Raw genomic sequence first — 24,151 nt, forward strand, 5'->3', positions numbered from 1 at the left:
CGGTGCGGCTCAGCCCGTGAGGCCGCCCACGAGGCTCGGAACGTCGAGCGGGCGGAAGCCGTAATGGTCGAGCCAGCGGACGTCGGCCTCGAAGAACGGCCGCAGGTCCGGCATGCCGTATTTCAGCATGGCGATTCGGTCGATGCCGACACCGAAGGCGAAGCCCTGCACGGCATCCGGGTCGAGCCCGCAATTGCGCAGCACGTTCGGATGCACCATCCCGCAGCCCAGGATCTCCAGCCAGTCGTCGCCCTCGCCGAAGCGGATCTCGCCGCCCTTGCGCGAGCACTGGATGTCGACCTCCGCGGAGGGCTCGGTGAAGGGGAAGAAGGACGGGCGGAAGCGCATCTTCACGCCCTCCACCTCGAAGAACGCCTTGCAGAACTCCTCCAGCACCCATTTCAGGTTGGCGATGTTGGCCGCCTTGTCGATCACCAGCCCTTCGACCTGATGGAACATCGGCGTGTGGGTCTGATCGGAATCGTGCCGGTAGGTCCGGCCCGGGATGATCACCCGGATCGGCGGGGTTTGCGCCCGCATCGTGCGGATCTGGACCGGCGAGGTGTGGGTGCGCAGCACCTTGCGCTTCCCGTCGCGGTCCGGCGCCAGGAAGAAGGTGTCATGCATCTCGCGGGCCGGGTGCCCGGGCGGGAAGTTGAGCGCGGTGAAGTTCAGCTCGTCCGTCTCGATGTCCGGACCCTCGGCCACCGCGAAGCCCATATCGGCGAAGATCGCGGTGATCTCGTCGATCACCTGGGAGATCGGATGGATCCGGCCGCGCACCTCGGGGGCCTCGCGGACCGGCAGCGTCACGTCGACCCGCTCGGAGGCGAGGCGGGCCTCCAGGGCGGCCTCGGCGAGGGCGGTCTTGCGCGCGGTGACGGCGCCCTGGACCCGGTCGCGCAGGCCGTTGATCAGCGGGCCGCGCTCCTTGCGCTCCTCCGGCGTCATCGCACCGAGGGTCTTCAGCAGATCCGAGACACTGCCCTTCTTGCCGAGCGCGGCGACGCGGACCGCGTCGAGGGCCGCCTCGTCGGACGCCGCGCTCACCTGGGCCAGGAGATCGCGTTCGAGGGTATCGAGATCGGTCATCGCTGTCTTCGAGCAGGGTTGGCGGAGTCGGCCGTCGGGCCGTGCTCTCGCGCGTTGTGCGCCCGCACGCAAGCGCGGGGCAGGGGACCTCGTAAACGACGAAGGCGCGGCTCCCCGGGGAACCGCGCCTTCCGTACGTCTCGCCTCAGGCCTGGATCAGGCGGCCTTGGCGGTGGTCTGCGGCAGTGCGGCCTTCGCCTTCTCGACGACGGCGGCGAAGCTCGCCGGCTCGTGGATCGCGAGCTCCGACAGGGCCTTGCGGTCGACGACGATGCCGGACTTCGCCAGACCGTCGATGAAGCGCGAGTAGGTCAGGCCGTGCTCGCGGACCGCCGCGTTGAGACGCTGGATCCAGAGGGCGCGGAACGTGCGCTTCTTGTTCTTGCGGTCGCGGTAGGCATACTGCATGCCCTTCTCGACCGCCTGCTTGGCGATCCGGATCGTATTCTTGCGCCGGCCGTAATAGCCCTTGGCGGCCTTCAGAACTTTCTTGTGCTTCGCGTGACTGGTCACGCCGCGCTTGACGCGGGCCATCGGTTATCTCCTGGATTCGACGAAAGACAGTGGCAACGGGTGTTGAAGGACTTACCGCGCGTTCGGCAGGAAGTACTTCTTCACGTTGGCGGCATCGCCCTCGAACAGGGTCGTGGTGCCGCGCAGGTTGCGGATCTGCTTGGTCGTCCGCTTGATCATCCCGTGGCGCTTGCCGGCCTGGGCGTACATCACCTTGCCGGTGCCGGTGATCTTGAAGCGCTTCTTCGCGCCCGATTTCGTCTTCAACTTGGGCATTTGGCTCTCCGTTGCGCGAAATGATCCCGGACCGCCCCGCAAGGGTCGGATGGGGTTCGCGCGCTGATGCTTCTGGTGGAGCAGCACGAGCCGCCACGGCAGCCCTATCGGCCGGGCGGTTCGACGCGGTGCGGCTTATGACAGAAAGCTGACGCGGCGGCAACGCCCGTGGGGCGGGACGCGGGCCGGAGGGTTCGGATGGCCCTGGACATCCGCGTCGCCGGTCCGGGGCGCAGCGAGCGAGCCCGGGATCCAGAAGCGCCGACACAGCCTTTTCAGCGCCCGGTCCGTATCCAGGTCCGGGATCTGCTGCGCCGTCCCGGAGTACGGGTTTGTCGGGTCCGGGCGCAACCTGATCCCGATAGCCGGCGTTCGTGATCCTGTGGCGCATGGAGGCGATGCGCGTGTCCAGACCGGAGAGGGGCCAACCCCGCGCGACTGCCCGCCAGCAGCGGAAGGGGCGCCTATGACCATGTCGCGGCCGCTGATTCGGAGGAATTCGGGGACAGCGAGCGCGCTGCACAAAACGGTGAGCGACAACGGGGGTCGCCAGGAACCATAACCTTGGCCGTCTGTTTCATTCATGTCCCGCTCAGGCCGGCAGGGTTAGACCCCCCGTCAAATTCGGCCAACCAGGAGACACTTCGTGCGCATTGCCCAGATCGCTCCGTTGTCGGAGGCCGTCCCTCCGAAGTTCTACGGCGGCACCGAGCGCGTCGTCAGCTGGATTACAGAGGAACTGGTCCGCCAGGGTCACGAAGTCACGCTGTTCGCCAGCGGTGACTCCGAGACGTCTGCCAAGCTCGCAGCCTGCACGCCCGAGGGCCTGCGCCTGCTCGGCTACCGGGATCACACCGCCAGTCACTTGGCGATGCTGCATCAGGTGCACCGCCGCGCGCACGAATTCGACATCCTGCACTTCCACATCGACCTGCTTCAGTATCCGATGTTCGAGGATCTGAACCACAAGTGCATCACCACGATGCACGGTCGCCTCGACGTGCCGGACTTCATGCCGGTCTACCGCACCTTCACGGGCATGCCGCTGGTCTCGATCTCCGACAACCAGCGCCTGCCCATGCCGCCGACCTCCAACTGGCTGGCGACGATCCATCACGGCCTGCCGGCCGAGAACTGCCCGTATTACCCGGACGCCAAGGGCGGCTACCTTGCCTTCCTCGGCCGCATCTCGCCCGAGAAGCGCCCCGACCGCGCGATCGAGATGGCGATCCGCTCCGGCACGCCCCTCAAGATCGCCGCGAAGGTCGACAAGGCCGACCAGGATTACTGGGACGAGGTCATTGAGCCGATGATCCATCACCCGCTCGTGGAGTATATCGGCGAGATCAACGAGGAGCAGAAGAAGGACTTCCTCGGTAACGCCCTGGCGCTCGCCTTCCCGATCGACTGGCCGGAGCCCTTCGGCCTCGTGATGATCGAGGCCATGTCGGCCGGCACCCCGGTGATCGCCTTCCGCAACGGCTCCGTGCCGGAGGTGATCAAGGACGGTGTCGGCGGCGTTCTCTGCGAGAACATGGACGATGCCGTCGCGGCCGTCGCCAAGGTCAAGACCATGAGCCGCGCCGGCGTGCGCCGCCACTTCGAGAGCGCCTTCACCGCCGAGTGCATGGTGAAGAAGTACGTCGCTGCCTACGAGGACCTGCTCGGCCGTGGCGCCGACGTGATCAAGCTGCCGAAGTCCGGCTACAAGGCGCAATACGGCGAGGTGAACGGCTCCGCACGGCCGGCGATCCCGGTCGCCGCCATGCCGGCCTGAAATCCGGCCCCGGGCTTGCGAGGCAGGTCCGGCTCGGCCTAGCGTCTTAAAGGCGACTCATCCGTAGGATGAACAGGGGCTGCCGCATCGGATGGATGCGGCAGCCCTCTCGATTCGCACCTCTCACTTGCACCCGGAGATGCCCTGCATGGCGGCGGACAACACGGCAGCGGCCCACGATGCGAAGGCCCGGACCGCGGAGAGCGCCGGAAGCGTGGCGCACGGTTTCCAGGACGCGGACGACGTCCTGCCGACCTATCACATCGAGGCGCACACCTCGCTTGTGGAGCGGCCCCTCCGCTCGCTGAAGTTCGGCGAGGCCTTCGGCGTTCTCGATTCCTACGGCGATATCGGCGTCCAGCCCGGCCCGGAGGGCCTGTATTTCCAGGACACGCGTTACCTGTCGCGTCTGGAAGTGACGGTGGAGGGTCAGCGCCCGCTGATGCTCTCCTCGGTGATGCAGGACGACAACGGCGCGCTCAGCGTCGACATGACGACGCCCGACATCCGTCTCGATGCCCATGACGAGACCTCGATCCCGCGCGAGACGATCGCCATCGAGCGCACCAAGTTCCTGTTCCGCGGGGCCTGCTACGACCGGATCGGTCTGCGCTCCTACGATTCGAAGCACCGCCGCCTGCGCATCGTCGTGACGTTCGATGCGGATTTCCGCGACCTGTTCGAAGTCCGCGGGACCGACCGCCAGGAGCGCGGCAAGCGCGGCGTCCTGGTGGCAAGCGATCGGGAGGTGCAGTTCCGCTATGTCGGCCTGGACGAGATCGTCCGGACGACGGCGCTGCATTTCGGCCCGAAGCCCAACTCGATCGAACCCGGCAAGGTGGTTTTCGATGTCTCGCTCCCGCCGGAGGGCCGGGCCTCGCTGTTCATCCGCGTGACCTTCGAGGCGCACCGGGCCTTCACCAAGCCGCCGACCGACACGATGGTCGGGGAGGACGCGGCCGCCAAACTGACGCTCGCGGCCAATGCCGGAGGCGCCCGGCGCGAGCCGAAGGACCTCGCCGAGGGCACGATCTTCGCCCGCGCCTATCGCGACTCGCGGCGCGACCTCCGCAGCCTCACAGCCGGGATCACCACGATCATCTCGTCGAACGACCAGTTCAACGAGGGCCTGTGCCGGGCCACGGCCGACCTCTACATGCTGGCGAGCCGCACCCCGGAGGGCATCTACCCCTTCGCCGGCATCCCCTGGTACTCCACGGTGTTCGGCCGCGACGGCATCATCACGGCGATGATGGCGCTCTGGATCGACCCGAAATTCGCCCGGGGCGTGCTCCGCTACCTCGCCTCGACGCAGGCCAAGGCGGTCGATCCGGCCGCCGACGCCCAGCCCGGCAAGGTGCTGCACGAGACCCGGCGCGGCGAGATGGCGATGCTCGGCGAGGTGCCGTTCCGGCACTATTACGGCACCATCGACGGCACCCCGCTCTTTGTGATGCTGGCCTGGGAGTACTACGCCGTCACGGGCGATCTCGACACCGTTCGGGCGATCTGGCCCGCGCTGGAACTCGCCCTGGAATGGATGGACCGTTACGGCGACCGGGACGGCGACGGCTTCGTCGAGTACGCCCGCGACACCGACAAGGGCCTGGAGAATCAGGGCTGGAAGGACAGCCACGATTCGATCTTCCACACCGACGGTCACCTGGCCAAGGGCCCGATCGCCCTTTGCGAGGTGCAGGGCTACGTCTACGCGGCCAAGAACGGAATGGCGAAGCTCTCGGCTCTGCTGGGGCACGACCCGATGGCCGAGCGTCTCACGCAGGAAGCCGTGGCGCTTCGCGAGAACTTCGACGCGGCGTTCTGGAACGAGGAGATCGGCACCTACGCCCTGGCCCTGGACGGCGCGAAGAAGCAATGCGCGGTGCGCTCGTCCAACGCGGGCCACGCCCTGTTCACCGGCATCGCCAAGCCCGAGAGGGCGTCACGGGTCGCCGAGACCCTGCTCGGCAAGGACGGCTTCAACGGCTGGGGGGTGCGCACCATCGCCAAGGGCGAGGCGCGCTACAATCCGATGTCCTACCACAATGGCTCGATCTGGCCGCACGACAACGCGCTGATCGCAATGGGTCTGGCGCGCTACGACCGCAAGCACGAGGCCGCCCGCATCTTCCAGGGCATGTTCGACACCTCGCTCTACCAGGACCAGAAGCGCCTGCCGGAACTGTTCTGCGGCTTCATGCGCCGCAAGCAGCGCGGGCCGGTCTCCTATCCGGTGGCCTGCAGCCCGCAGGCCTGGGCGGCGGCGGCGCCCTTCGCCTTCCTGGCGGCCTGCCTCGGTCTCGAACTCGACCACGAGCGCAACCGCGTCCGGCTCAAGAACCCGATCCTCCCGGCGTTCCTCGACGGTGTGACGCTCTACAACGTCAAGCTCGGCGGTTCGCGCCTGGATCTCCGCTTTCAGCGCTACGACGACGATGTCACCGTCTCGGTGCAGCGTCGCCACGGCGACGTGCAGGTGGTGGTGACCAAGTAGGGCCGGGCACACGGGAGTTCCGGGGCGGCCCGCTTCGGGGTAAGCGGGCCGCGCGGCACGTCACGCCGCCGAGGACGGGTTCATGCCGGCTGATCATCACGCCCCCGACGCGGCCCTGCGCCTTGCACAGGCCCTGATCCGGTGCCCGTCCGTGACGCCGGAGGACCGGGGCGCCCTCGACGTTGTCGCCGACGCGCTCCGGCCTGCCGGCTTCGCCGTCGAGCGGCCGGTCTTCTCGGAGCCCGGCTATCCCGACACGCCGAATCTCTACGCGCGCATCGGACGGGACGGTCCCTGCCTCGTCTTTGCCGGCCATACCGATGTCGTTCCGGAAGGCGAGGGCGCCTGGCGCCACGGACCCTACGCGGGCGAGGTGGCCGACGGGATGCTGTACGGCCGGGGCGCCGCCGACATGAAGGGCGGCGTCGCCTGCATGCTGGCGGCGACGCTCGCCTTCCTGGAGCGGCGGGGCGACGGCTTCGCCGGCTCCATCGCCTTCCTGATCACCGGCGACGAGGAGGGGCCTGCGGTCAACGGCACCGTGAAGCTGCTCGACTGGGCGCGCGCGCGGGGCGAGCGGTTCGACCATTGCGTGCTCGGGGAACCGACCAATCCTGGCCGGCTCGGAGAAATGATGAAGATCGGCCGGCGCGGGTCGCTGACCGGCAAGCTCACCGTGATGGGGCGGCAGGGCCACGTCGCCTACCCCCATAAGGCCGAGAACCCGATCCCGGGCCTGCTGCGCCTCGCCTCGGCGCTGGTCGGCGAGCCGCTGGATCGTGGGACCGCGCATTTCGATGCTTCGAACCTGGAATTCACCACGATCGACGTGGGCAACCCGGCCAGCAACGTGATCCCGGCGACCGCGCGGGCGACCTTCAACGTCCGCTTCAACGACGACTGGACGGCCGAAACGCTCGGGGCCGAGATCCGCCGGCGCCTGGAGCAGGCGGCCGGGAACGCGGTGCGCTTCAGCCTCGACCTTCAGCCTTCGAACGCCCCGGCCTTCCTCACCCGGCCGGACGCCTTCGTGGATCTCGTCTCCGAGGCGATCCGGGCGGAGACCGGCTTGACGCCCACGCTCTCGACCACGGGCGGCACCTCCGATGCGCGCTTCATCAAGGATGCCTGCCCGGTGATCGAGTTCGGGCTCGTCGGTGAGACCATGCACCAGATCGACGAATGCGTGGCCGTCGCCGATCTGGAGCGGCTCACGGCGATCTACGAGCGGGTGCTCGAGGCTTATTTCCCGAACGCGTAGTCGACGCCCACGAAGGTCAGCCCTGCGGCTGGAGCCAGCGGTCCGCACCGGCGCTTCTCGCCCGAAGCGAGGATCTCGGCCACGTCGTCCGCCGAGAGGCGTCCACAGCCCGCGAGCATCAGCGTGCCCACCATCGCCCGCACCTGATGGTGCAGGAAGGAGCGCGCCGCGGTCGCCACCACGATCTCGTCGTGCAACGCCATCGGAGCCCGGGCGACGTCGAGCTGCTCCAGCGTGCGGATCGGGCTGTTCGCCTGGCACTCGGCGGCCCGGAACGCCGAGAAGTCGTGGCGGCCGACGAGGCGCTGGGCGGCGGCGTGCATGAGACCGACATCGAGGGGCCACGGCACGTGCCAGACATGAGCCCGCGTCAGCGCCGCGGGGCTGCGCCGGTTGAGGATGCGGTAGCGGTAGTGCCGGCGGATCGCCGAGTGGCGGGCGTCGAAGCTCTCCGGCACGATCTCCGCGGACAGCACCGCCACCGGCTGTGGCCGGAGATGCGCGTTCAGCGCGTCCCGTACCGTGTCGGTCCGCCAGTCCTTGGCGAGGTCGAGATGGGCGACTTGATGAATGGCATGCACGCCGGCATCGGTCCGGCCCGCGCAGGTGAGTCGGACATGCTCTCCCGAGAAGCGCGTGACCGCCGTCTCGATCGCGCCCTGGACAGTGAGGTCGTCGGCCTGCCGCTGCCAGCCGCAGAACGGGCTGCCGTCGTACTCGATGACGAGCTTGTAGCGGGGCATCAGCCGAGGCGGGCGCCGGGCGTCAGGCGGGCGCCGCGGACGAACTCGGCCCCGCTCGCGCTGCCGCCCTTCCCGGCGCGTCGCAGCTCCATGAGCCGCACGGCGCCGTCGCCGCACGCGACGGTGCAATCGGTGTCGCACAGCGTGCCGGGTGTGCCCGCATCCTCTGCCGGGGCGGCTCGCAGCACCTTCACGCGCTCGGGTCCCTTGCCGAGATCGACCTCGAAGAAGGCGCCGGGGAAGGGCGACAGCCCGTTGATCCGATTGGCGATTTCACAGGCCGACCGGGACCAGTCGATCCGCGCCTCGTCGTTGGTGATCTTGTGCGCGTAGACGACGCCCTCCTCCGGCTGGGGTGTGAACGTCAGCGTGCCCGCATCGAGCCGGACGAGGGCCTGCGCCATCAGGTTGGCGCCGAGGGGCATCAACGCGTCGTGCAGCTCGCCCGCAATCATACCTGGCGCGATGGGTATTCTCGCCTCCAGGGCCACGGGGCCGGTGTCGAGGCCCGCCTCCATCCGCATCACGCCGACGCCGCTCTCGGCATCGCCCGCCATCACGGCGCGCTGGATCGGCGCCGCGCCGCGCCAGCGCGGCAGCAAGGATCCGTGCAGATTCAGGCAGCCGTGCTTCGGTGCGTCGAGGATCGCCTGCGGCAGGAGCATCCCATAGGCCACCACGACGGCGACGTCGGCCCGGTGCGCCGCGAAGGTCTCGGCCGCTTCGGGCGTGCGCAGCGTCGCGGGCGTCAGAACCGGCACGCCGAGGGTCTCGGCGAGGGCGTGGACCGGGGAGGGGCGCAGGCTCATGCCGCGGCCCGCCTTCGCCGGCGCACGGGTATAGACCGCCACGATGTCGTGCCCGTCCTGCGCGAGCCGCGCGAGCGTCGGCACAGCGAAGTCCGGCGTGCCCATGAAGACGACGCGCATGGCCGGGTCAGGCCGCGTCGCGCTTGGCCGCCTTGGTGAACTTCTTGATCACCCGGTCGCGCTTCAGCTTCGACAGATGGTCGATGAACAGCACGCCGTTCAGATGGTCGATCTCGTGCTGGATGCAGGTGGAGAGCAGGCCGTCGGCCTCGATCTCCTGCTCGTTGCCGTCGATGTCGCGGAACTTCACGCGCACCCGGTCCGGACGCTCGACTTCGGCGTAATAGTCCGGGATCGACAGGCAGCCCTCGTCGTAGACCCGCCTTTCCTCAGAGGACCAGACGATCTCGGGGTTGATGAAGACCCGGGCGTCGCGGACGCCCTCCTCCTTCGACGTGTCGATCGTGACCACGCGCTTGGCCACGCCGATCTGGATCGCGGCCAGCCCGACGCCGGGGGCATCGTACATCGTCTCGAACATGTCGGCGACGAGGGTGCGGATCTCGCCGGTGATCGGGCCGACCGGTTCGGAACCCAGGCGCAGGACGGGATCGGGGAGGATGACGAGCGGGCGGATGGTCATGGCGGAAACCGGCAGGGAAGGCGCCGGGACGGGTCCAGGCTCAGCGTCGAATAGGATGCGGCCGAAGACCGGTCAAATACCGGCTCGATCCGCGTGATCGCCCGTCAGAAGGCCGTGCGGCTGCGGATCGCCGCCGACAGGGTGCCCTCGTCGAGATAGTCGAGTTCGCCGCCGACCGGTACGCCGTGCGCGAGGCGCGTGACCTTCACGTTGCAGTGCCGGATCGACTCGGTGACGTAGTGGGCGGTAGTCTGGCCGTCGACGGTGGCGTTGAGAGCCAGGATGACCTCCGTCACCTCGGGCCGGGCCACGCGCTCCACGAGGCTCGCGAGGTTCAGGTGCTCCGGCCGCACGCCGTCCAGCGCCGAGAGGACGCCGCCGAGCACGTGGTAGCGCGCCTTCACGGCGCCCGAGCGCTCCAGGGCCCAGAGATCGGAGACATCTTCCACCACCACGAGCGTCGTCGGGTCGCGCTCCGCGTCGCGGCAGATCGTGCAGGGGTCGGACGTATCGACGTTGCCGCAGCTCGAGCACACGATGATGCGGTCGGCCGCCACCCGCATGGCGTCGGCGAGGGGGCCGAGCAGCGTGTCGCGCTTCTTGATGAGCTGGAGAGCGGCCCGCCGCGCCGAGCGCGGTCCGAGGCCGGGCATGCGGGCCAGCAGCTGGATCAGGCGTTCGATCTCGGGGCCGGCGACGGCTTGGGGCATCGTGCCTCTTGATGAGGAAGGGGCTGTCAGGTCCGGATGGGCATAGACGCCGCCGGGCAGCGCGCAAGGGTGTACGCGTGCGTGTCCGGCATATGGGTATTCCAGCGCCGCTCCGCCGATAGCGTTACGCTGTGCGATGAACGGAACTGCTTACAGACTTGGGTTCCTGAGTCCACAACTGTGCTCTAATCTGTTTGTCCACGTTGCGGGCCCCTGGCGGAGCCCATAATGACAGCGAAGCTTCGCCGCCTACTCGATGGAGAGACGGGAAGCAGCCGGGAACGGAGATCCTGCGTGCGGCGGTCCTGTACGACCGCACGGACGTCTCCCGGGCAAACCCGGACGGCGGAGCCGTCCGGCACAATCGCGTCGACGGTCGAACAGGGGCCCGGGAGATACGATCTTGACCAACATCGGTGATCACAACGCGGCCCACGGCGCCGAGGCGACCGGCTTCCGCGACCTCAAGGCCGTCCACTGGAATTTCGAGGCGCCGCGTCTCTACGAGGAGGCGCTGGCCCGCAAGGAGGCCCAGCTCGCCCGCGGCGGCGCCCTCGTGGCGACCACCGGCAGCCACACCGGCCGCTCGCCCAAGGACAAGTTCGTGGTCCGGGACGCCGGGACCGAGAGCGAAGTCTGGTGGGACAACAACGGTGCCATCACGCCCGATCAGTTCGAGACCCTGCGCCAGGATTTCCTGAAGCACGCCGAGGGTAAGGAGCTGTTCGCCCAGGACCTCTACGGCGGCGCCGATCCGGCCTACCGGGTCAAGGCCCGGGTGTTCACCGAGTTCGCGTGGCACTCGCTGTTCATCCGTAACCTGCTGATCCGGCCGGACCGCTCCGAGATCGCGTCCTACGTGCCCGACATGACGATCATCGACCTGCCGAGCTTCCAGGCGGATCCCGCCCGGCACGGCTGCCGGTCGAAGACCGTGATCGCCATCGACTTCTCGAAGAAGCTCGTCCTGATCGGCGGCTCCGCCTACGCGGGCGAGATGAAGAAGTCGGTCTTCACCTATCTGAACTACATCCTGCCCGGCCAGGGCGTGATGCCGATGCATTGCTCGGCCAACGCGGCCCTCGACGCGGAGGGCGGCTCGGCGATCTTCTTCGGCCTCTCGGGCACCGGCAAGACGACGCTGTCGAACGATTCCTCCCGCCAGCTCCTGGGTGACGACGAGCACGGCTGGTCGAATTCCGGCATCTTCAACTTCGAAGGCGGCTGCTACGCCAAGACCATCCGCCTCTCGCGCAACGCCGAGCCGGAGATCTACGCCACCACCGAACGCTTCGGCACGGTGATGGAGAATGTCGTGATCGATCCTGCCACCCGCGCGCCGGATTTCGACGATTCCTCGCTCACCGAGAACACCCGCTGCGCCTATCCCCTCGATTTCATCGCGAATGCCAGCGCCACCGGCCGGGCCGGGCATCCCAAGAACATCGTGATGCTCACCTGCGACGCCTTCGGGGTGATGCCGCCGATCGCCAAGCTCACCGGCGCCGAGGCGATGTACCACTTCCTCTCGGGCTACACCGCCAAGGTGGCCGGCACCGAGCGCGGCCTGACCGGGCCGGAGGCGACCTTCTCGACCTGCTTCGGTGCGCCGTTCATGCCGCGGCACCCGAGCACCTACGGCAACCTGCTGCGCGACCTGATCGCCAAGCACAGTGTCGATTGCTGGCTCGTCAACACGGGCTGGACCGGTGGCGGCGTCGGTACCGGCCGGCGCATGCCGATCCGGGTCACGCGCCGTCTGCTGAGTGCGGCGCTGGACGGCTCCCTGGCCCAGGCCGAGTTCCGCCGCGACCCGTATTTCGGCTTCGCGGTGCCGGTCTCCGTGCCGGGCGTCGAGCCGCACATCCTGACCCCGGTGAAGACCTGGGCCAACAAGGGGGCCTTCGTCGAGACGGCGGCGCGTCTGGTGAAGATGTTCGACGACAACTTCAAGCGGTTCGAGACCCATGTCGATGCCGACGTGCGTGCCGCAGGGCCGTCCGCTCAGGCGATCGCGGCCTGAAAACGCGATCGGGCGGCCCGAGGGGCCGCCCGCCTTCATCGGGCCGGAGCGACCCACGCATGTCCGAACCGCGCCAGCCTCGCGAGGTGCCGCAAGGTCGCGGAGGCCGCCGAAGAGACCTTCAGCCGGCCGCGCGAGCCCCGAAAGTCTCCGCGATGGCGCGGCCGCACCGCCGGATGCGGATCGGGGACGGGATGAACGGCAATAGACCGACCTAGAACGGCAGTTTCATCCCGGGCGGCAGGGGCAGATCCTTGGTCAGTTCCGCCATGCGCTGCTGCATGGTCGCCTCGGCCTTGCCGCGGGCGTCGTTGCAGGCCGCCACGATCAGATCCTCGAGGATCTCGCGCTCGTCCGCCACCATCAGGGACGGGTCGATGCTGACGCCCGTCATCTGGCCCTTGGCCGTCATCGTCACCCGGACAGATCCCCCGCCGGAGGCGCCGGTAACCTCGATCCCGTCCATCTCGGACTGCAGGTTGGCCATCTTCTCCTGCATGGCCTGAGCCTGCTTCATGATGCCCATCAGGTCGCGCATGCGGCTCTCTTTCCGTTTCCCCGTCTGATCTGGGTATGATGCGGCTCCGGCGCCACCGTCGGTCGGGCGCGCGTCAGGCGTCGTCATCCTCGGCCTCGCCGACCGGCGCGGCATCGCCGTCCGCGAGAACGTCCGGCTCGGCGGAGGGCAGGGCCTCGGGCGCGGTCTCGCGCACATCGACGATCTCAGCCCCGGGAAAGCGTGTCAGCACCTCGCGCACGAAGGGGTCGGCGGCGGCGTTCTCGCGGCGCGTCTCAGTCGCCGCCCGGGCGGCTGCATCGAGGGTCGGCGCGCCCTCTTCCTTCGACAGGGCCACCGACCAGCGCCGCCCGGTCCATCGGTCGATGGCGGCGGCGATATCGGTGGCGAGGCTCGGGCGGCCGCCCGGGGCGAGGCGGAACTCGATCCGACCTTCCTCGAAGCGCACCAGATGCACGTCGCGCTCCAGCGCGGTGCGCAGCAGGATGTCCCGATTGGCGTCGGCCAGAGCGATCAGGTCTTCGAATCGCCCAAGACGCGGCGCCGGGGGGGCTGCGGGCACCGGTCTCGGAGACGGCACGCTCATGGCGGTCGGCGCTGTCATAGGCGCCGGCACCGCCGTCGCCGTCCGGGGTGCGGCGGCCAGCGCCGCGGAGCCGCCGCCATGCAGGTCGGGGATCGGCGGCAGCGGCGGCCGCGCCGGCACGGGAGGGGGCTCGTGCGCGGGCGCAGCGGCTGCCTCGGCCTTGAGCTGGCGCAAGGCCTCGTCGGGGGTGGGCAGGTCGGCCGCGTAGGCGAGGCGCACGATCGCCATCTCGGCCGCCGCGAGGGGCCGGGGTGCGGCCTGAACCTCGGGGATCGCCTTCAGCAGGATCTGCCACGCCCGCGACAGGGCACGGATCGAGAGCTTCTCGGCGAATTCCGCCCCGCGGACGCGCTCCGTCTCGCTGAGCGTGGGGTCGGCGGCCGTCTCCGGAACCACTTTGAGCCGGGTGACCAGATGCGTGAACGCCGCGAGATCGGAGAGGACCACCGACGGGTCCGCGCCGGAATCGTACTGCGCCCGCAATTCCGCAAAGGCGGCCGGGACCGAGCCGCGCATCACCGCCTCAAACAGGTCGAGGATCCGGGCGCGATCGGCGAGGCCCAGCATGTCGCGCACGCTCTGCGCGGTGATCGTGCCGGCGCCGTGGGCGATCGCCTGGTCGAGGAGCGAGAGCGCGTCGCGCACGGAGCCTTCCGCGGCGCGGACGATGGCGCCGAGAGCCTCGTCCTCGACGGAGACGCCCTCGGCCGCGCAGACCTTCGCGAGATGCGCATGCAGGGTCGGCGCCTCGACCCGGCGGAGGTCGAACCGCTGGCAGCGGGACAGGATCGTCACCGGGACCTTGCGGATCTCCGTGGTCGCGAACACGAACTTGGCGTGGGGCGGCGGCTCCTCCAGCGTCTTCAGGAAGGCGTTGAACGCCTTCTCGGAGAGCATGTGGACCTCGTCGACGATGTAGACCTTGTAGCGCGCCGAGATCGGCCCGTAGCGAATGCCATCGATGATCGCCCGGACGTCGTCGATGCCGGTATGCGAGGCGGCATCCATCTCCAGCACGTCCATGTGCCGGGATTCCATGATCGCCGCGCAGTGGAGGCCGAGTTCCGGCATCGACACGGTCGGGCCGGTGTCGGGCTGGCCGGCGCGGGCATAGTTGAGGCCGCGGGCCAAGATGCGGGCCGTGGTGGTCTTGCCGACGCCGCGGACGCCAGTGAGCATCCAGGCCTGCGGGATGCGGTTGGCCGCGAACCCGTTGGCGAGGGTGCGCACCATGGCATCCTGGCCGATCAGGTCGCCGAAATTGGTGGGGCGGTACTTGCGCGCGAGCACCCGGTAGGGCGTCGCCGCGACGGCGGGCGCTGGAAACCCGGGCAGGCCCGGCTCGTCGTCAGGCGTGCCGGTCGTAGCGTCCATGCCGTGTCGGGATCGAGCTTCCGCGCGCGGGAATGAGGTGGGAGGCTGGACGAAGACCCGCTCGGTCTCGTTAGGGCTGCTTCCTTCCGGACCTGACCCGGTTGGCGAGTGAAACGTCCCTCGCCAACCCCCCGACGGCTATATGGCCGCGCCGTTCGCCGAACGCAAGCGCCGCCTACTCGGCCTTGCGCTTCACGATGGCCAGGGTCTTCGGATCGAGATGCAGATCGAACTGCTTGCCGTTCGCGTCAATCGCATCGTCGACCTCGATCATGCCGTCGTCGAGCTCGATCTCCTTCCACTTGGTGAAGCCCTCCTGCTTCAGCATCGCCTCGACCTTGGCCTGCTGGTCGGGAGGAAGTTTCTCGTCGGCGTGGGCTGCGAGGCCGGTGCCGGCGATCAGGGTCAGGGCGAGGAGGGGCGTGGTCAGACGCATGGCTTTCTCCAGTCCGTCGAGGGTTTCCGGCTTTGAACAGGAATGCGGCACCGGAGTTCCGTCGCGGCAGCGGTCCCCTTGAGCCGCTCCCGAATCTGCCGCACATCTTGGCCGCACCGGAATATGGCGGCGAGGGCAGTGCATCGATGGTCACCCGCGTCGCCACCGTCGCCTTCGAGGGCATCGAGGCGCGGGCGGTGGACGTGCAGATCCAGATCATCCCGGGCTCGGTGGTGTTCACCATCGTGGGCCTGCCCGACAAGGCGGTGGCGGAGTCGCGCGAGCGGGTTCGCGGCGCGCTCATCGCCTCCGGACTGGCGCTGCCCGCCAAGCGCATCACCGTCAATCTCGCGCCCGCCGACCTGCCCAAGGAGGGCTCGCACTACGACCTGCCGATCGCGCTCGGCGTCATGGCGGCGATCGGCGCTATCCCGGCCGACGCGCTCGCCGGCTACTGCGTGCTCGGCGAACTCGCCCTCGACGGCAGCATCACGGCGGTCAGCGGCGTGCTGCCGGCCGCCATGGCGGCGGGGGAGCGGGGGCTCGGGCTGATCTGCCCGGCCTCCACCGGTCCGGAGGCGGCCTGGGCCGGAGGCGAGCTGGATGTGCTCGCGCCGCGCTCGCTCATCCAGCTCGCCAATCACTTCAAGGGCAGCCAGGTCATGGCCCGGCCGGAGCCTGCCGTCGCCGCGCTGGCGGGACCGCTCCCGGATCTTGCCGACATCAAGGGCCAGGAGGGCGCCAAGCGTGCCCTGGAGATCGCGGCGGCCGGCGGCCACAACCTCTTCATGTTGACGTCTTAGAGACCCCCATGGCATTGCTGCCCCGGGAGGTCGGCCATGCCGAAGGCGTACTCGTATCTGCGGTTCTCGACGCCTGAGCAGGCCAAGGGCGACAGCTCGCGTCGTCAGACGGCGTTGGCCAGGGACTATGCCCTTCGCCATGGTCTCGACCTCGACGAGAAGCTGACCTTCGAGGATCTTGGCGTCTCAGCTTTCCGGGGGCGGAATGCCGAAACCGGCCGACTGAGCGAGTTCTTGGAGGCCGTGAAAGACGGCACCGTCCCGCAGGGCTCCTACCTTTTGGTGGAGAGCTTGGACCGCATCTCCCGGCAGGCAGCTAGGAAGGCGCTGCGGGCTTTGGAGAACATTGTCGAAGCTGGGATCACCGTCGTCACGCTCAGCGACGGCAAGGCCTACACGGCTGATGGGATCGACGATGATCCCATGTCGCTGATGCTCGCCCTGATGATCTTCATCCGGTCGAACGAGGAGAGCGCGACGAAGTCGAGGCGCCTGAAGGCGGCATGGGCGAACAAGCGCGACACCGCCGGTTCACGACCGCTGACGGCTCGCGCGCCGGCTTGGCTGGAGATGACGCCCGATCGAACGTGGCGGGTGCGCGAGGATCGTGCGGCGGTAGTGCGCCGGATCTTCGCGATGGCAGCCGAGGGATCTGGTGAGCACGCGATCACGGCCGCGCTCAACCGGGATGGGGTGCCGCCATTCGGCAACGGGTCGCGCGTCGCCGCTCACTGGCACCGAACCTCGATCATCAAAATTCTGGACAACCCCGCCGCAGGGGGCGTGCTGCAGCCCTACACCCAAGAGCATGTAGAAGGTCGGAAGGTGCGGACGCGCCAAGCGCCGGTCGAGGGCCACTTTCCGGTCATCGTCGACGATGAGACGCGGGAGACGGTTCGCGCCCTTCGGGCTTCGTCGAATAACCCTCAGCGCGGACGACACGCGGCCGGCGAAATCAGGAACATGCTCGCCGGGCTGGCCCGTTGCCCAATGTGCGGTGGGACCATGACGCGGGTCTCGAAAGGGGCGAAGGCCAAGGCCGGGCGCCCTTCGCTGGTTTGCACGAAGGCGAAGGCCGGCGGAGGGTGTCGGTATCGTGCCGTCCGGCTGGATCACGTCGAGGGCGCAATCCAAGCCGACGCCGATTGGCTGTTTCAGGTCCGGAGCATCGACGGTCCGTATGGGAGCCTGGGTGACCCCCTGGAAAAGGTTCGGGAGGCAATCCAGAAGGCGGAGGCGAGGCGGGACAACCTCGTCCGGGCCATCGCGGAAGGGTCAACCTCCCCAACCCTGGGCATCGCACTTGTGACTGAGGAGAAGGCCATTGAGGTCTTCCGGGGTCGCGAGCTTGAGCTGCTGCGCACGAAGGCGGTCTCGGACCATGCGGCGGTCTCCCGCAGGTTCGACGAACTTCGCGGCCTTCTTGCCGACCACGCACCCGATCGCCATCGGGTGAACGTACTGCTGCGGCAAAGCCTGTCGTCCGTCACGGTTCATTACGGAACCGGCTTCCTGATCTTCAAATGGAAGGACAGCGGCGAGACGGTCATCAAGTACGACGAGCGCGACGACCACACGCGCGCACCGGAGGAGTGGCAGGTCGAGGCCAAGAGACTGACCGAGGAACTGCCGGCATTTTCGACCCCGATGACGGAGGAGGCATACTTCGCCGTCACTTCGCATCCCCTTTCGGTTGAGCGCTCTGTTCAGCGCGTTCTCGCCGTGCCTATCGCGCCTGCTGGCGATGCTCCTCGGGTGGACCGGCCCTAGGATCGCCAGAACGAGTCAGGAACGGCCATCGCCGGGTCGGGGGCGGCCGATGTAGCCGAAATGCCATCGCGCCCGTCCTGGAGTCTCCTAGCGGCTTGAGGCCGGTCGTTTCAGCGTGACGGTGGCGCTGGCACCAGGCTCAGCGCCAACGAGCCGAAGCCCGTGCGCATCGTGAACGTCTATCGCGGTTCCGGCCGGCGCCAAGCTGCCGAAGCGGTCAGGGGTTGCGAGACCGCCGTCCGTCGCCCAGCGGATCGCCGCGTTATGCACGCTGACATGCGCGCTCAGAGGGCCGGGCGCCAGGCCCACGAGACCCACGCCAACCGGGCGGTCGAGATCATCCTCGCTGAGGTGCCGGGCGCCGACGATGGTCTCTCCGGGCCGGACGATCTCGTGGGCGGAGAAGGGGGGTTCGGGGGAGCTCACGCCTCCGCCCCCTCAGTCTGAGCTGCCTTCGCCTTGCGCTTGGCGTCTCGTTCGGCCTGCTCCCGAAGTCGGCGCTCGGCATCGGCCAGCATCTTGGCTTTCTCGGCCTCGATCCGGGCGGCTTCCGCAGCTTCACGGCGGGCCTTCAAATCCTCCTCCACCATCGGCTTCAGGAGGCGGAGCAACTTTGGGAGACCGTCCGATTTCCGCAGCACCGTGTAGATCTCGGGGAGATCATCGCGGAAGCGCTCGCGGAACAGTGCCGCCACCGGGCGCAACGGGCCTTCGCGCTCTAGGCGTAGGCGTTCCTGCTCCGCCCTATACTCGGCCTCCTGATCCCATATGAGTTGTTTCTGTGCAGCGCGTCCGGCCTGATAAACAGGATCTGCTTCGCGCTCCAGCCGTTCAGCCTCTCTATCTTTGGAGTTCTGCTCGCGCTGTCTCCAGTTGCTCGAAAACATCACTTCACCTGCGTTCTAAGAGGGTCGGCCTCAATCTTCATCTTGTCGGCGACTGCCGGCATTCGACTTTGGATCGCCGCCTGATGGGTTCGGTTGCCGGTCAGCCACGGGTTCCGGCCGCTCGCCAGGATGTCGGCCACGAGCTTGTCGGTCGCCGACTTGGCCGCCGCCGCCTGTCCGGCATCGAAGGCGCGGGCGAGCTGCCCCATGGTATCGGTCCGCACGTAGGCGGGGGCGAGCTTGGTCTCGGGGGAGCCGGCCGGCTGGGAGCGGGTTCCGTGACGCTGGGCGACGTTCAGGACGAAGGTCCCGACCGGCACGTCAACGAGCTGGCCATCCACGATGGTGCAGGTGTCCGGCGAGTGGTGGGCGTAGACGTAGGTGCCGGCCTCCTGATCGTATTGCAGCATGGGGGCGAGCTTGGCGGCGGCGGTGGCCTCGGCTTCCGGGGTGAGCGTGAAGCCCCCTTGCTGGGCGGCGGACCGGATGAGGCCGGCGGCGGTATCCTGATGCATGGTCACAGGGCGTCTCCTGCGGCTTGCCGGCGGGCGTCGAGGTTCGAGATCGGGGCGCCGTCCTGAAGGGTGCCTAGCTCCCGCAGGCGAGCCGCCAGGACCGTCCGGACGAAGGCGGCGCGGGGCTGATCGTGAGCAGCGGCGGCATCGTCGATCGCCCGGAGCAGTTCCTTGGTGCAGACGACGCCGATTTGCCTCGCATCCTTGGGCACCTTTCGACGTCCAGCATTGATGATGTTCATGAATTGTTCCCGTTATGGGTTGGGGGATGATGGGAGGATGCCGGCAGAACAAGAGCAGATGACCCGTGGCGAACGCCTGGAACGGGGTGGTCGCCGGCTGCGCTTCTGCAGGTTTGCTACCGTGGCGGGTTTGAACCGCCTCATCGGTGGGCCGGGCTCGATGCCAGTCCGGACGCGCTCTCGCGCAGTTGCGTAGTGACCTGCACCTGACGGGCCGCAGGGTCCGGCCCCACACCCGGAGGGCTAAGCCCTCGTTCACATTCCGGCATCCCTGCCTGTACATAATTTAGCATAGGCTATACTTTTTTCAAGGAATGGGTCCGTGGAGGCCATGTCGATCGATCCGGCATGGTGGTGGCGCGAAGCGCACAACGTCGTCGTCGAGCTGCCTGTCCAGGTCGAGGCGGTCCGGCATGGTCGAGCTGGTCATGGTGGTGCCGAAGGCGAGGAAGGTCTCCGCCGCCCTGCCGCCTAGGATCTCGGTCAAGATGGTGTCCACCCCATGCCGGACCCGTCGAGCGCTCGCGCGCGAGGTACAGCACTAAGTTTCCACCTTCTACTGAATTCCATGGGGGAACTCATTGGGAGAATTCCCTTGGTATAATTAGGGTGGCGTTTTGCCAGTACCTGTCATGTCATTTTGCCAGGAGGGTGGTTGCATTCTGCCAGGGGGGTACTGGCATCCTGCTAGGGGGTGGTGGCAACTTGCCAGTACCTAGAACGGCTCTGGCTCTAACCATTCGTCGAGCAGCTTGTTGGTGCTGTCGCGCCAGTTCTCAGAGGTCCAGGCGACGCCTTCGCGCTGGATCATGTTTAGGAAGGCTTCGAGTCGGTCCCCGAGACTTTCTTCGAGGGTGGCGTACTGCTTCGCGTTGAGCTGGATCACGCCGGACACCCACACGATGGCCGGCGTCGGGGCCACTGATACGGATGGCGGAGCCTTGGAAGCGACAGGCTGTACAACCTGCGGGGGCCTGCTCATCCGTTCCCACACCGGCCGGAACTCGCTCGACGTGCGGTCGCCCTTGTCGTCCCAACGAGGCGAGACGACGAACCATCCGCCGGACCTGAGATCCTCAACGCCCCGCCGGGCGGTGCTGATGTTGATGCCGTTCTCCCTGGCGATAGTGGCGATGCTGGGAAAGACGAAGGTATCCCCGAAGTTGAGGTGGTCGAGTAGGCTGTGAGCCACCAACTTCGATGCCAGCTTCAACCCCGTGTCAGCTCGTACAGCCTTGCAAAAGGCGCCTTTGCGAGCGGCAAACCGCTTTCGATCCTCTTGGTTTTTGGGCTCTGTATTGCTATCTGTCATTCGCTTGATTTACCTTGTTGCCCCGGTCCCGCTTCCCCGCGTGGCTGGGGTTTCTTTTGTCGAGACACAGGATAATTGAAACCGTATTATTTATTTTAATACGGGAGTGATTTCATTTGGAGTTGCAACGACTTATCTGCAACTCAGCGCCTTGATAGGCTCCGAAAAGACATTTTCCAGCCTTTTATAAGGATTTGTCGGCGAACCGGCAGGGTTCTACGCCCCCTTCTCCGCCTTCTCCGCCTTCGGCATGACCGGCACGTCGAGGGCTTGGGCCAGCAAGGGCAACAGCATCTCGGCGCCCTCTTGGGTCTTCATGATCCGGCCCACATGGTCAGACACGTCGGTGGGGCAGTCCGGGTTTCCTCCAGCCTCCGCCACCTGATCCCGCATCTTGAGCTGAAAGGCCTCCACCATTGCGGCCAGGGCCAGCCGGGCCTTCCTCCGCTGATGGTGCCGGGCCTGCCGCTGCGCATTCGTGAGGGCCATACTGTTCCGCTTTCGTTCTCGTTATATAACGAGATGGGCGACGGCAGGGCGGGCTACAAGGGGAGCACCCAAGAGGCTCTGCCCGTAGCTCTCGCGCGAGGCTGGCCATTGCCATATGCAGGGGCACCACAGGAGGTGACGTTGAGCGAAACTACCGTCTTCGTGATGGAATTCTACCGCAGCGAGCCGGGCGATGCAGGCATCTTGGACACCGTTCGGTCTTTTGCCAGCGTTGAGGATGCTCGTGCCAAAATGTTGGAAAGGTTCACCGACCTAAGAGGCGACCCGAGTGTCGCTAGCCATCAGAAGCCGGCCGTCGCAAGACTGAGCGATGACAACGGCTTCCATTTCCTCACTCTCGGAATGACGTCGAAGGGCATCCAAGAATTGGATCCCGATGATGCCAAGCAAGCCTGAGGCGTTCAGCGGCGGGCCGAAACCCGCCGCCGTCACTTTCATGTCGCGTCGAACACTGGGGGCACGTAGGGGGCGCCCAGCTTCCTGCCCGGTGTCGGGGATTGGAGCTCCTTTCCGGCGTCGAGGGCCTTCTCGCTGAGGGCTTCAGACAGGACGTCGATCGCGTCGTCGCCCGGCGGCTTCCCGATGATCTTCGTCAACAGGCCGGTGCTCTTGGTGTACGTGTGCGTGACGGTCTCGGCGAGGTAATCGCCGTTTACGCCCTCGCGCATTCCTGCAACCAGAATGCGCTGGTTCGCCCGGATCCATGGGTCGCCCTTCGACAGCTCGAAGTTCGCCTCACCCATGGACCGCCGCAGGGTCTCCAGGGTCGCCCGCATCCATTTCAGCGCCTCTTCCTTGGTCCGCTGTGGAGCCGGCATCCGGAAGGGGGCGTCGATCGGCTTGCCGTTCTCGTCCGTGGGGGCGAACTTGTTGGGCGTCTCCAACCAGACGGGCTGGTGGGTGTCGGGGTCCATGTAGGCCGCGCGCACTGAGCTATAGGCTCCGCGCTGGTTGTGCCGGACCGCGCCTTTGGCGAAATGCTCGGGTTTCAGGAGCAGGATCGGCAAGGTGAGGCCGCCCGCGCTCTCGTTGCCCTCGCGGGGCACGAAGATCAGCTTGCCGTTCTCGAATTTCGCGATGGCCCCGTAGCGGCGCTCTAGCTCCTGGAGCAGGTGAAAACTGCTCTGTGTCTGGTTGAGGAAGGGAACCACGGTCTCAGCGAGACCGACCTCGACCATGGGCTCCACACCGGCGGTCTTGGCGATGTCACCAACGATGTCGCCCAGCGTCTTGCCCTCGAATTCCTTGATCTTCGCCACCTTGAGGCTGCCGGTCATACCGGCGGCGTTACCCGTGATCTTGATCGACTTAGGGGGCCATAGGTATTCGACCGTCGAGATCTCGAACACGTTCTGTTGGGCGAGACCAACCTCCTTGTAGCCAAGATAAATCTCGAGTTTCCGGCCTACGGTTGGGGCAGCGATCTTCCATTCTCGATCGTCGAGAACGATTTCGCACTTGTCCTGTTCGCCCATGCCGGGCCCGAGGGTGACTTCGATGCTGATGAGCCGGTCGTTGAACCGGCTGGTGATGTCTACCCCTTCCTGCTCGATGCGGAAGATAGGCGTGTAGCCGACTGACATTGTAGTTTCTTCTTGTTGCTGTTTGGAAAAAGGGGCCTTTTAGGGGTGCGATTTCTAGACACGTTTCCCCAGACCCACGGGGGATGCCAATAAAAAAACTCGAAAACTACACATCCATTGGATTGTTACTTCATTTCCTCCTTGCTTCACCGACTCCTTCGTGGTCTACCTCTGGGGAACACCGGGGCGGGGGCAAAGGCGTGGCAGGGCTCGACGGACATCTCGCGCGCGCGGAAGCGCGACTGGCGGAGCTGGGCCCCGACACGAGCGAGCGCTTGCGCTTGATGTTGGAAGAGATCTTCGCTCACGGCCTCGTCGCTGAGGCGAACGCCGATGCCGTGATGGCTGACGCATGTGCGGATGCGGTCGAGGCGCTGGGCAACCTGCTCGATCTCCGGGCCGGTCGATCGGGCCGGGCTACGGCCGACGCCGGCAGCGCCTAGCGGAAGCTCCCGCCGAAAACTGAGCCGTACCACGAGGCGCGCCCGCGCTCGTCGATCGCCTCGTTTACAACGTCTGTGAGGCGTCTCAGCGTGTCCTCGTGCCTCCGATCCAAGCCCCAGTAAGCGCATCTGACTTGGTTGTCCCAAGAGGCGTCGATCGCCTTCGCGCCGTCAGCCGTGACCCAAGCGTGCATCAGAGGCGCGCGCGATCCGGGGCGTAGGGCCCATCCGCGCACGAACCGGCCATGGCCCTCTTCCTCAAGAAAGTCAGCGGTGTCGAGGCAATGGCCCGGTCGCCAGGGTTCGATGTGGCTCGGGAGCGGGATGCCTCGATACGAGCGCCCGTGCCGCCGGATGAAGTCGAGGTCCGCAGGGCTCAGGACGTTGAGGTCCGCGAGGGCGGTTAGAACCGGGTGACCCGTCATGCCGGACCCCCGCAGGGCTGTGACGGCCGCGAGATGGCGGCGTAGCTTGCCAGCACCTTCCGGTAGTCCAGGGACGGGAGGCGGCTCAGGGCCGCGTGCAAGAGGTCGAGGTCGATCGCGCTCTCCTCCGCGCACTCGATCGCCCGCTCCAGCACATCGCCGCGCCGGCCCAAGAGCAGATGCACGATCGCCCGCAATGACCTGAGGCGTGCGAGCCGTTCGCAGTCCGATAGGCCGGGGGCAAACGGCCCCCATCTGTCGATTGATGTCATGTTGGTCTTCTTCTTGTTGGGCCGCCGCGATCGTCGCGTGCATGGCCGGGGCGTAACGGAAGGGTACACGGCTGGGCGACACGTCTGTGATACAGCCGCGCTACGTAACAAAACGGTTGACTGAGGATTTATGGG

At 67.2% G+C, this 24,151-nt stretch carries 25 protein-coding genes, 1 other RNA gene and 1 pseudogene; 8 read left to right on the forward strand and 19 right to left on the reverse strand.

Annotation, left to right across the window (positions count from 1 at the left end):
* Positions 1-9 precede the first annotated feature (9 nt).
* From pheS to rpmI, 3 genes are all read right to left on the reverse strand, one after another.
* Positions 10-1,092, reverse strand: coding sequence for a phenylalanine--tRNA ligase subunit alpha (pheS, locus tag A3862_RS16400; protein ID WP_043355813.1), 1,083 nt, complete (start codon positions 1,090-1,092; stop codon positions 10-12).
* A gap of 156 nt (positions 1,093-1,248) precedes the next feature.
* Positions 1,249-1,626, reverse strand: a complete 378-nt coding sequence (rplT, locus tag A3862_RS16405; RefSeq protein WP_043355811.1) for a 50S ribosomal protein L20 — start codon at positions 1,624-1,626, stop codon at positions 1,249-1,251.
* Positions 1,627-1,677: 51 nt separating this feature from the next.
* Entirely contained in the window at positions 1,678-1,881 is a 204-nt protein-coding gene (gene rpmI / locus A3862_RS16410; RefSeq protein ID WP_007561407.1) for a 50S ribosomal protein L35, read from the reverse strand.
* Between the two features lie 646 nt (positions 1,882-2,527).
* Here rpmI and A3862_RS16415 point away from each other — a divergent pair.
* The 3 genes from A3862_RS16415 (at position 2,528) to dapE (ending at position 7,413) form a co-directional block, all read left to right on the forward strand.
* Positions 2,528-3,658, forward strand: coding sequence for a glycosyltransferase family 4 protein (locus A3862_RS16415; protein WP_043378628.1), 1,131 nt, complete (start codon positions 2,528-2,530; stop codon positions 3,656-3,658).
* Positions 3,659-3,806: 148 nt separating this feature from the next.
* Entirely contained in the window at positions 3,807-6,152 is a 2,346-nt protein-coding gene (locus tag A3862_RS16420; protein WP_043378625.1) for an amylo-alpha-1,6-glucosidase, read from the forward strand.
* Positions 6,153-6,234: 82 nt separating this feature from the next.
* Positions 6,235-7,413 carry a succinyl-diaminopimelate desuccinylase gene (gene dapE, locus A3862_RS16425; RefSeq protein WP_043758421.1) on the forward strand — a complete coding sequence of 393 codons (1,179 nt, stop codon included), beginning with the start codon at positions 6,235-6,237 and terminating at the stop codon, positions 7,411-7,413.
* On the opposite strand, the gene truA is transcribed toward dapE, so the two are convergent.
* From truA to recR, 4 genes are all read right to left on the reverse strand, one after another.
* Positions 7,395-8,156 carry a tRNA pseudouridine(38-40) synthase TruA gene (gene truA, locus A3862_RS16430; protein WP_043758419.1) on the reverse strand — a complete coding sequence of 254 codons (762 nt, stop codon included), beginning with the start codon at positions 8,154-8,156 and terminating at the stop codon, positions 7,395-7,397. The two genes, dapE and truA, sit on opposite strands and share 19 nt — an antisense overlap.
* A complete protein-coding gene (fmt, locus tag A3862_RS16435; RefSeq protein ID WP_043758416.1) occupies positions 8,156-9,085 on the reverse strand; it encodes a methionyl-tRNA formyltransferase in 930 nt (309 codons plus the stop codon). The genes truA and fmt overlap by 1 nt, the downstream gene beginning before the upstream one ends.
* A gap of 7 nt (positions 9,086-9,092) precedes the next feature.
* Positions 9,093-9,608, reverse strand: a complete 516-nt coding sequence (def, locus tag A3862_RS16440; RefSeq protein ID WP_043347596.1) for a peptide deformylase — start codon at positions 9,606-9,608, stop codon at positions 9,093-9,095.
* A gap of 104 nt (positions 9,609-9,712) precedes the next feature.
* Positions 9,713-10,318 (reverse strand): recombination mediator RecR, encoded by a 606-nt coding sequence (gene recR, locus A3862_RS16445; protein ID WP_043347593.1) that lies wholly within the window; start codon positions 10,316-10,318, stop codon positions 9,713-9,715.
* A 403-nt stretch (positions 10,319-10,721) separates the two neighbouring features.
* Between recR and A3862_RS16450 the strand changes: the two genes are divergently transcribed.
* The gene (locus A3862_RS16450; RefSeq protein WP_043758414.1) at positions 10,722-12,341 is read left to right on the forward strand and encodes a phosphoenolpyruvate carboxykinase; all 1,620 of its coding nucleotides are present in this window, start codon (positions 10,722-10,724) and stop codon (positions 12,339-12,341) included.
* A gap of 214 nt (positions 12,342-12,555) precedes the next feature.
* On the opposite strand, the gene A3862_RS16455 is transcribed toward A3862_RS16450, so the two are convergent.
* The 4 genes from A3862_RS16455 to A3862_RS16470 all read right to left on the reverse strand — a co-directional run bounded on the left by A3862_RS16455 (position 12,556) and on the right by A3862_RS16470 (position 15,254).
* Positions 12,556-12,879 (reverse strand): YbaB/EbfC family nucleoid-associated protein, encoded by a 324-nt coding sequence (locus A3862_RS16455; protein WP_043347589.1) that lies wholly within the window; start codon positions 12,877-12,879, stop codon positions 12,556-12,558.
* 73 nt (positions 12,880-12,952) lie between these two features.
* Positions 12,953-14,818 carry a DNA polymerase III subunit gamma/tau gene (locus tag A3862_RS16460; RefSeq protein WP_043758413.1) on the reverse strand — a complete coding sequence of 622 codons (1,866 nt, stop codon included), beginning with the start codon at positions 14,816-14,818 and terminating at the stop codon, positions 12,953-12,955.
* Between the two features lie 35 nt (positions 14,819-14,853).
* An RNA gene (gene ffs / locus A3862_RS16465) (signal recognition particle sRNA small type) lies at positions 14,854-14,952 on the reverse strand.
* Positions 14,953-14,993: 41 nt separating this feature from the next.
* Entirely contained in the window at positions 14,994-15,254 is a 261-nt protein-coding gene (locus A3862_RS16470; protein WP_043347585.1) for a PepSY domain-containing protein, read from the reverse strand.
* Between the two features lie 146 nt (positions 15,255-15,400).
* Here A3862_RS16470 and A3862_RS16475 point away from each other — a divergent pair.
* Together A3862_RS16475 and A3862_RS16480 are read left to right on the forward strand one after the other, a co-directional pair.
* Positions 15,401-16,045 (forward strand): annotated as a pseudogene (locus A3862_RS16475) (magnesium chelatase domain-containing protein); the annotation flags it as partial.
* Positions 16,046-16,093: 48 nt separating this feature from the next.
* Positions 16,094-17,827 (forward strand): recombinase family protein, encoded by a 1,734-nt coding sequence (locus A3862_RS16480; RefSeq protein ID WP_111473810.1) that lies wholly within the window; start codon positions 16,094-16,096, stop codon positions 17,825-17,827.
* A gap of 422 nt (positions 17,828-18,249) precedes the next feature.
* Here the strand turns inward: A3862_RS16480 and A3862_RS31115 are convergent, their stop codons facing one another.
* The 6 genes from A3862_RS31115 to A3862_RS16515 all read right to left on the reverse strand — a co-directional run bounded on the left by A3862_RS31115 (position 18,250) and on the right by A3862_RS16515 (position 21,272).
* Positions 18,250-18,714, reverse strand: a complete 465-nt coding sequence (locus A3862_RS31115) for a hypothetical protein (RefSeq protein ID WP_124262988.1) — start codon at positions 18,712-18,714, stop codon at positions 18,250-18,252.
* The gene (locus A3862_RS16495) at positions 18,714-19,235 is read right to left on the reverse strand and encodes a hypothetical protein (protein ID WP_205782294.1); all 522 of its coding nucleotides are present in this window, start codon (positions 19,233-19,235) and stop codon (positions 18,714-18,716) included. The genes A3862_RS31115 and A3862_RS16495 overlap by 1 nt, the downstream gene beginning before the upstream one ends.
* Positions 19,232-19,471 carry a hypothetical protein gene (locus tag A3862_RS16500; RefSeq protein WP_111473814.1) on the reverse strand — a complete coding sequence of 80 codons (240 nt, stop codon included), beginning with the start codon at positions 19,469-19,471 and terminating at the stop codon, positions 19,232-19,234. Before A3862_RS16500 ends, A3862_RS16495 begins: the two co-directional genes overlap by 4 nt.
* Before the next feature lie 307 nt (positions 19,472-19,778).
* Positions 19,779-19,958 (reverse strand): hypothetical protein, encoded by a 180-nt coding sequence (locus tag A3862_RS16505; protein WP_124262989.1) that lies wholly within the window; start codon positions 19,956-19,958, stop codon positions 19,779-19,781.
* A gap of 228 nt (positions 19,959-20,186) precedes the next feature.
* Complete coding sequence (locus tag A3862_RS16510) at positions 20,187-20,684, reverse strand: hypothetical protein (protein ID WP_111473816.1); 498 nt, start codon at positions 20,682-20,684, stop codon at positions 20,187-20,189.
* A gap of 315 nt (positions 20,685-20,999) precedes the next feature.
* Positions 21,000-21,272 (reverse strand): hypothetical protein, encoded by a 273-nt coding sequence (locus A3862_RS16515; RefSeq protein WP_111473817.1) that lies wholly within the window; start codon positions 21,270-21,272, stop codon positions 21,000-21,002.
* A gap of 141 nt (positions 21,273-21,413) precedes the next feature.
* On the opposite strand from A3862_RS16515, the gene A3862_RS16520 reads away from it, so the two are divergent.
* Positions 21,414-21,689: a hypothetical protein gene (locus A3862_RS16520; RefSeq protein ID WP_111473818.1), complete on the forward strand. Its 276-nt coding sequence runs from the start codon at positions 21,414-21,416 to the stop codon at positions 21,687-21,689.
* A gap of 38 nt (positions 21,690-21,727) precedes the next feature.
* Here the strand turns inward: A3862_RS16520 and A3862_RS16525 are convergent, their stop codons facing one another.
* Entirely contained in the window at positions 21,728-22,876 is a 1,149-nt protein-coding gene (locus tag A3862_RS16525; protein WP_111473819.1) for a phage late control D family protein, read from the reverse strand.
* Positions 22,877-23,076: 200 nt separating this feature from the next.
* Here A3862_RS16525 and A3862_RS16530 point away from each other — a divergent pair, with 200 nt between their 5' ends.
* Complete coding sequence (locus tag A3862_RS16530) at positions 23,077-23,319, forward strand: hypothetical protein (RefSeq protein WP_111473820.1); 243 nt, start codon at positions 23,077-23,079, stop codon at positions 23,317-23,319.
* 421 nt (positions 23,320-23,740) lie between these two features.
* Here the strand turns inward: A3862_RS16530 and A3862_RS16540 are convergent, their stop codons facing one another.
* On the reverse strand, positions 23,741-23,929 hold the full coding sequence (locus A3862_RS16540) for a hypothetical protein (RefSeq protein WP_124262990.1): 189 nt from the start codon (positions 23,927-23,929) through the stop codon (positions 23,741-23,743).
* Positions 23,930-24,151 lie beyond the last annotated feature (222 nt).

This window comes from Methylobacterium sp. XJLW (assembly GCF_003254375.1).
GTDB lineage: Bacteria > Pseudomonadota > Alphaproteobacteria > Rhizobiales > Beijerinckiaceae > Methylobacterium > Methylobacterium fujisawaense.

What these genes read in the sequence shown, in the direction of transcription:
- A3862_RS16420 (WP_043378625.1), top strand. Translation starts at nt 3,807, where the DNA reads ATGGCGGCGGACAACACGGCAGCGGCCCACGATGCGAAGGCCCGGACC.
- rpmI (WP_007561407.1), bottom strand. Translation starts at nt 1,881, where the DNA reads ATGCCCAAGTTGAAGACGAAATCGGGCGCGAAGAAGCGCTTCAAGATC.
- pheS (WP_043355813.1), bottom strand. Translation starts at nt 1,092, where the DNA reads ATGACCGATCTCGATACCCTCGAACGCGATCTCCTGGCCCAGGTGAGC.
- fmt (WP_043758416.1), bottom strand. Translation starts at nt 9,085, where the DNA reads ATGCGCGTCGTCTTCATGGGCACGCCGGACTTCGCTGTGCCGACGCTC.
- def (WP_043347596.1), bottom strand. Translation starts at nt 9,608, where the DNA reads ATGACCATCCGCCCGCTCGTCATCCTCCCCGATCCCGTCCTGCGCCTG.
- A3862_RS16470 (WP_043347585.1), bottom strand. Translation starts at nt 15,254, where the DNA reads ATGCGTCTGACCACGCCCCTCCTCGCCCTGACCCTGATCGCCGGCACC.
- dapE (WP_043758421.1), top strand. Translation starts at nt 6,235, where the DNA reads ATGCCGGCTGATCATCACGCCCCCGACGCGGCCCTGCGCCTTGCACAG.
- A3862_RS16460 (WP_043758413.1), bottom strand. Translation starts at nt 14,818, where the DNA reads ATGGACGCTACGACCGGCACGCCTGACGACGAGCCGGGCCTGCCCGGG.
- rplT (WP_043355811.1), bottom strand. Translation starts at nt 1,626, where the DNA reads ATGGCCCGCGTCAAGCGCGGCGTGACCAGTCACGCGAAGCACAAGAAA.
- A3862_RS16500 (WP_111473814.1), bottom strand. Translation starts at nt 19,471, where the DNA reads ATGAACATCATCAATGCTGGACGTCGAAAGGTGCCCAAGGATGCGAGG.
- A3862_RS16525 (WP_111473819.1), bottom strand. Translation starts at nt 22,876, where the DNA reads ATGTCAGTCGGCTACACGCCTATCTTCCGCATCGAGCAGGAAGGGGTA.
- recR (WP_043347593.1), bottom strand. Translation starts at nt 10,318, where the DNA reads ATGCCCCAAGCCGTCGCCGGCCCCGAGATCGAACGCCTGATCCAGCTG.
- A3862_RS16480 (WP_111473810.1), top strand. Translation starts at nt 16,094, where the DNA reads ATGCCGAAGGCGTACTCGTATCTGCGGTTCTCGACGCCTGAGCAGGCC.
- truA (WP_043758419.1), bottom strand. Translation starts at nt 8,156, where the DNA reads ATGCCCCGCTACAAGCTCGTCATCGAGTACGACGGCAGCCCGTTCTGC.
- A3862_RS16515 (WP_111473817.1), bottom strand. Translation starts at nt 21,272, where the DNA reads ATGGCCCTCACGAATGCGCAGCGGCAGGCCCGGCACCATCAGCGGAGG.
- A3862_RS16455 (WP_043347589.1), bottom strand. Translation starts at nt 12,879, where the DNA reads ATGCGCGACCTGATGGGCATCATGAAGCAGGCTCAGGCCATGCAGGAG.
- A3862_RS31115 (WP_124262988.1), bottom strand. Translation starts at nt 18,714, where the DNA reads ATGTTTTCGAGCAACTGGAGACAGCGCGAGCAGAACTCCAAAGATAGA.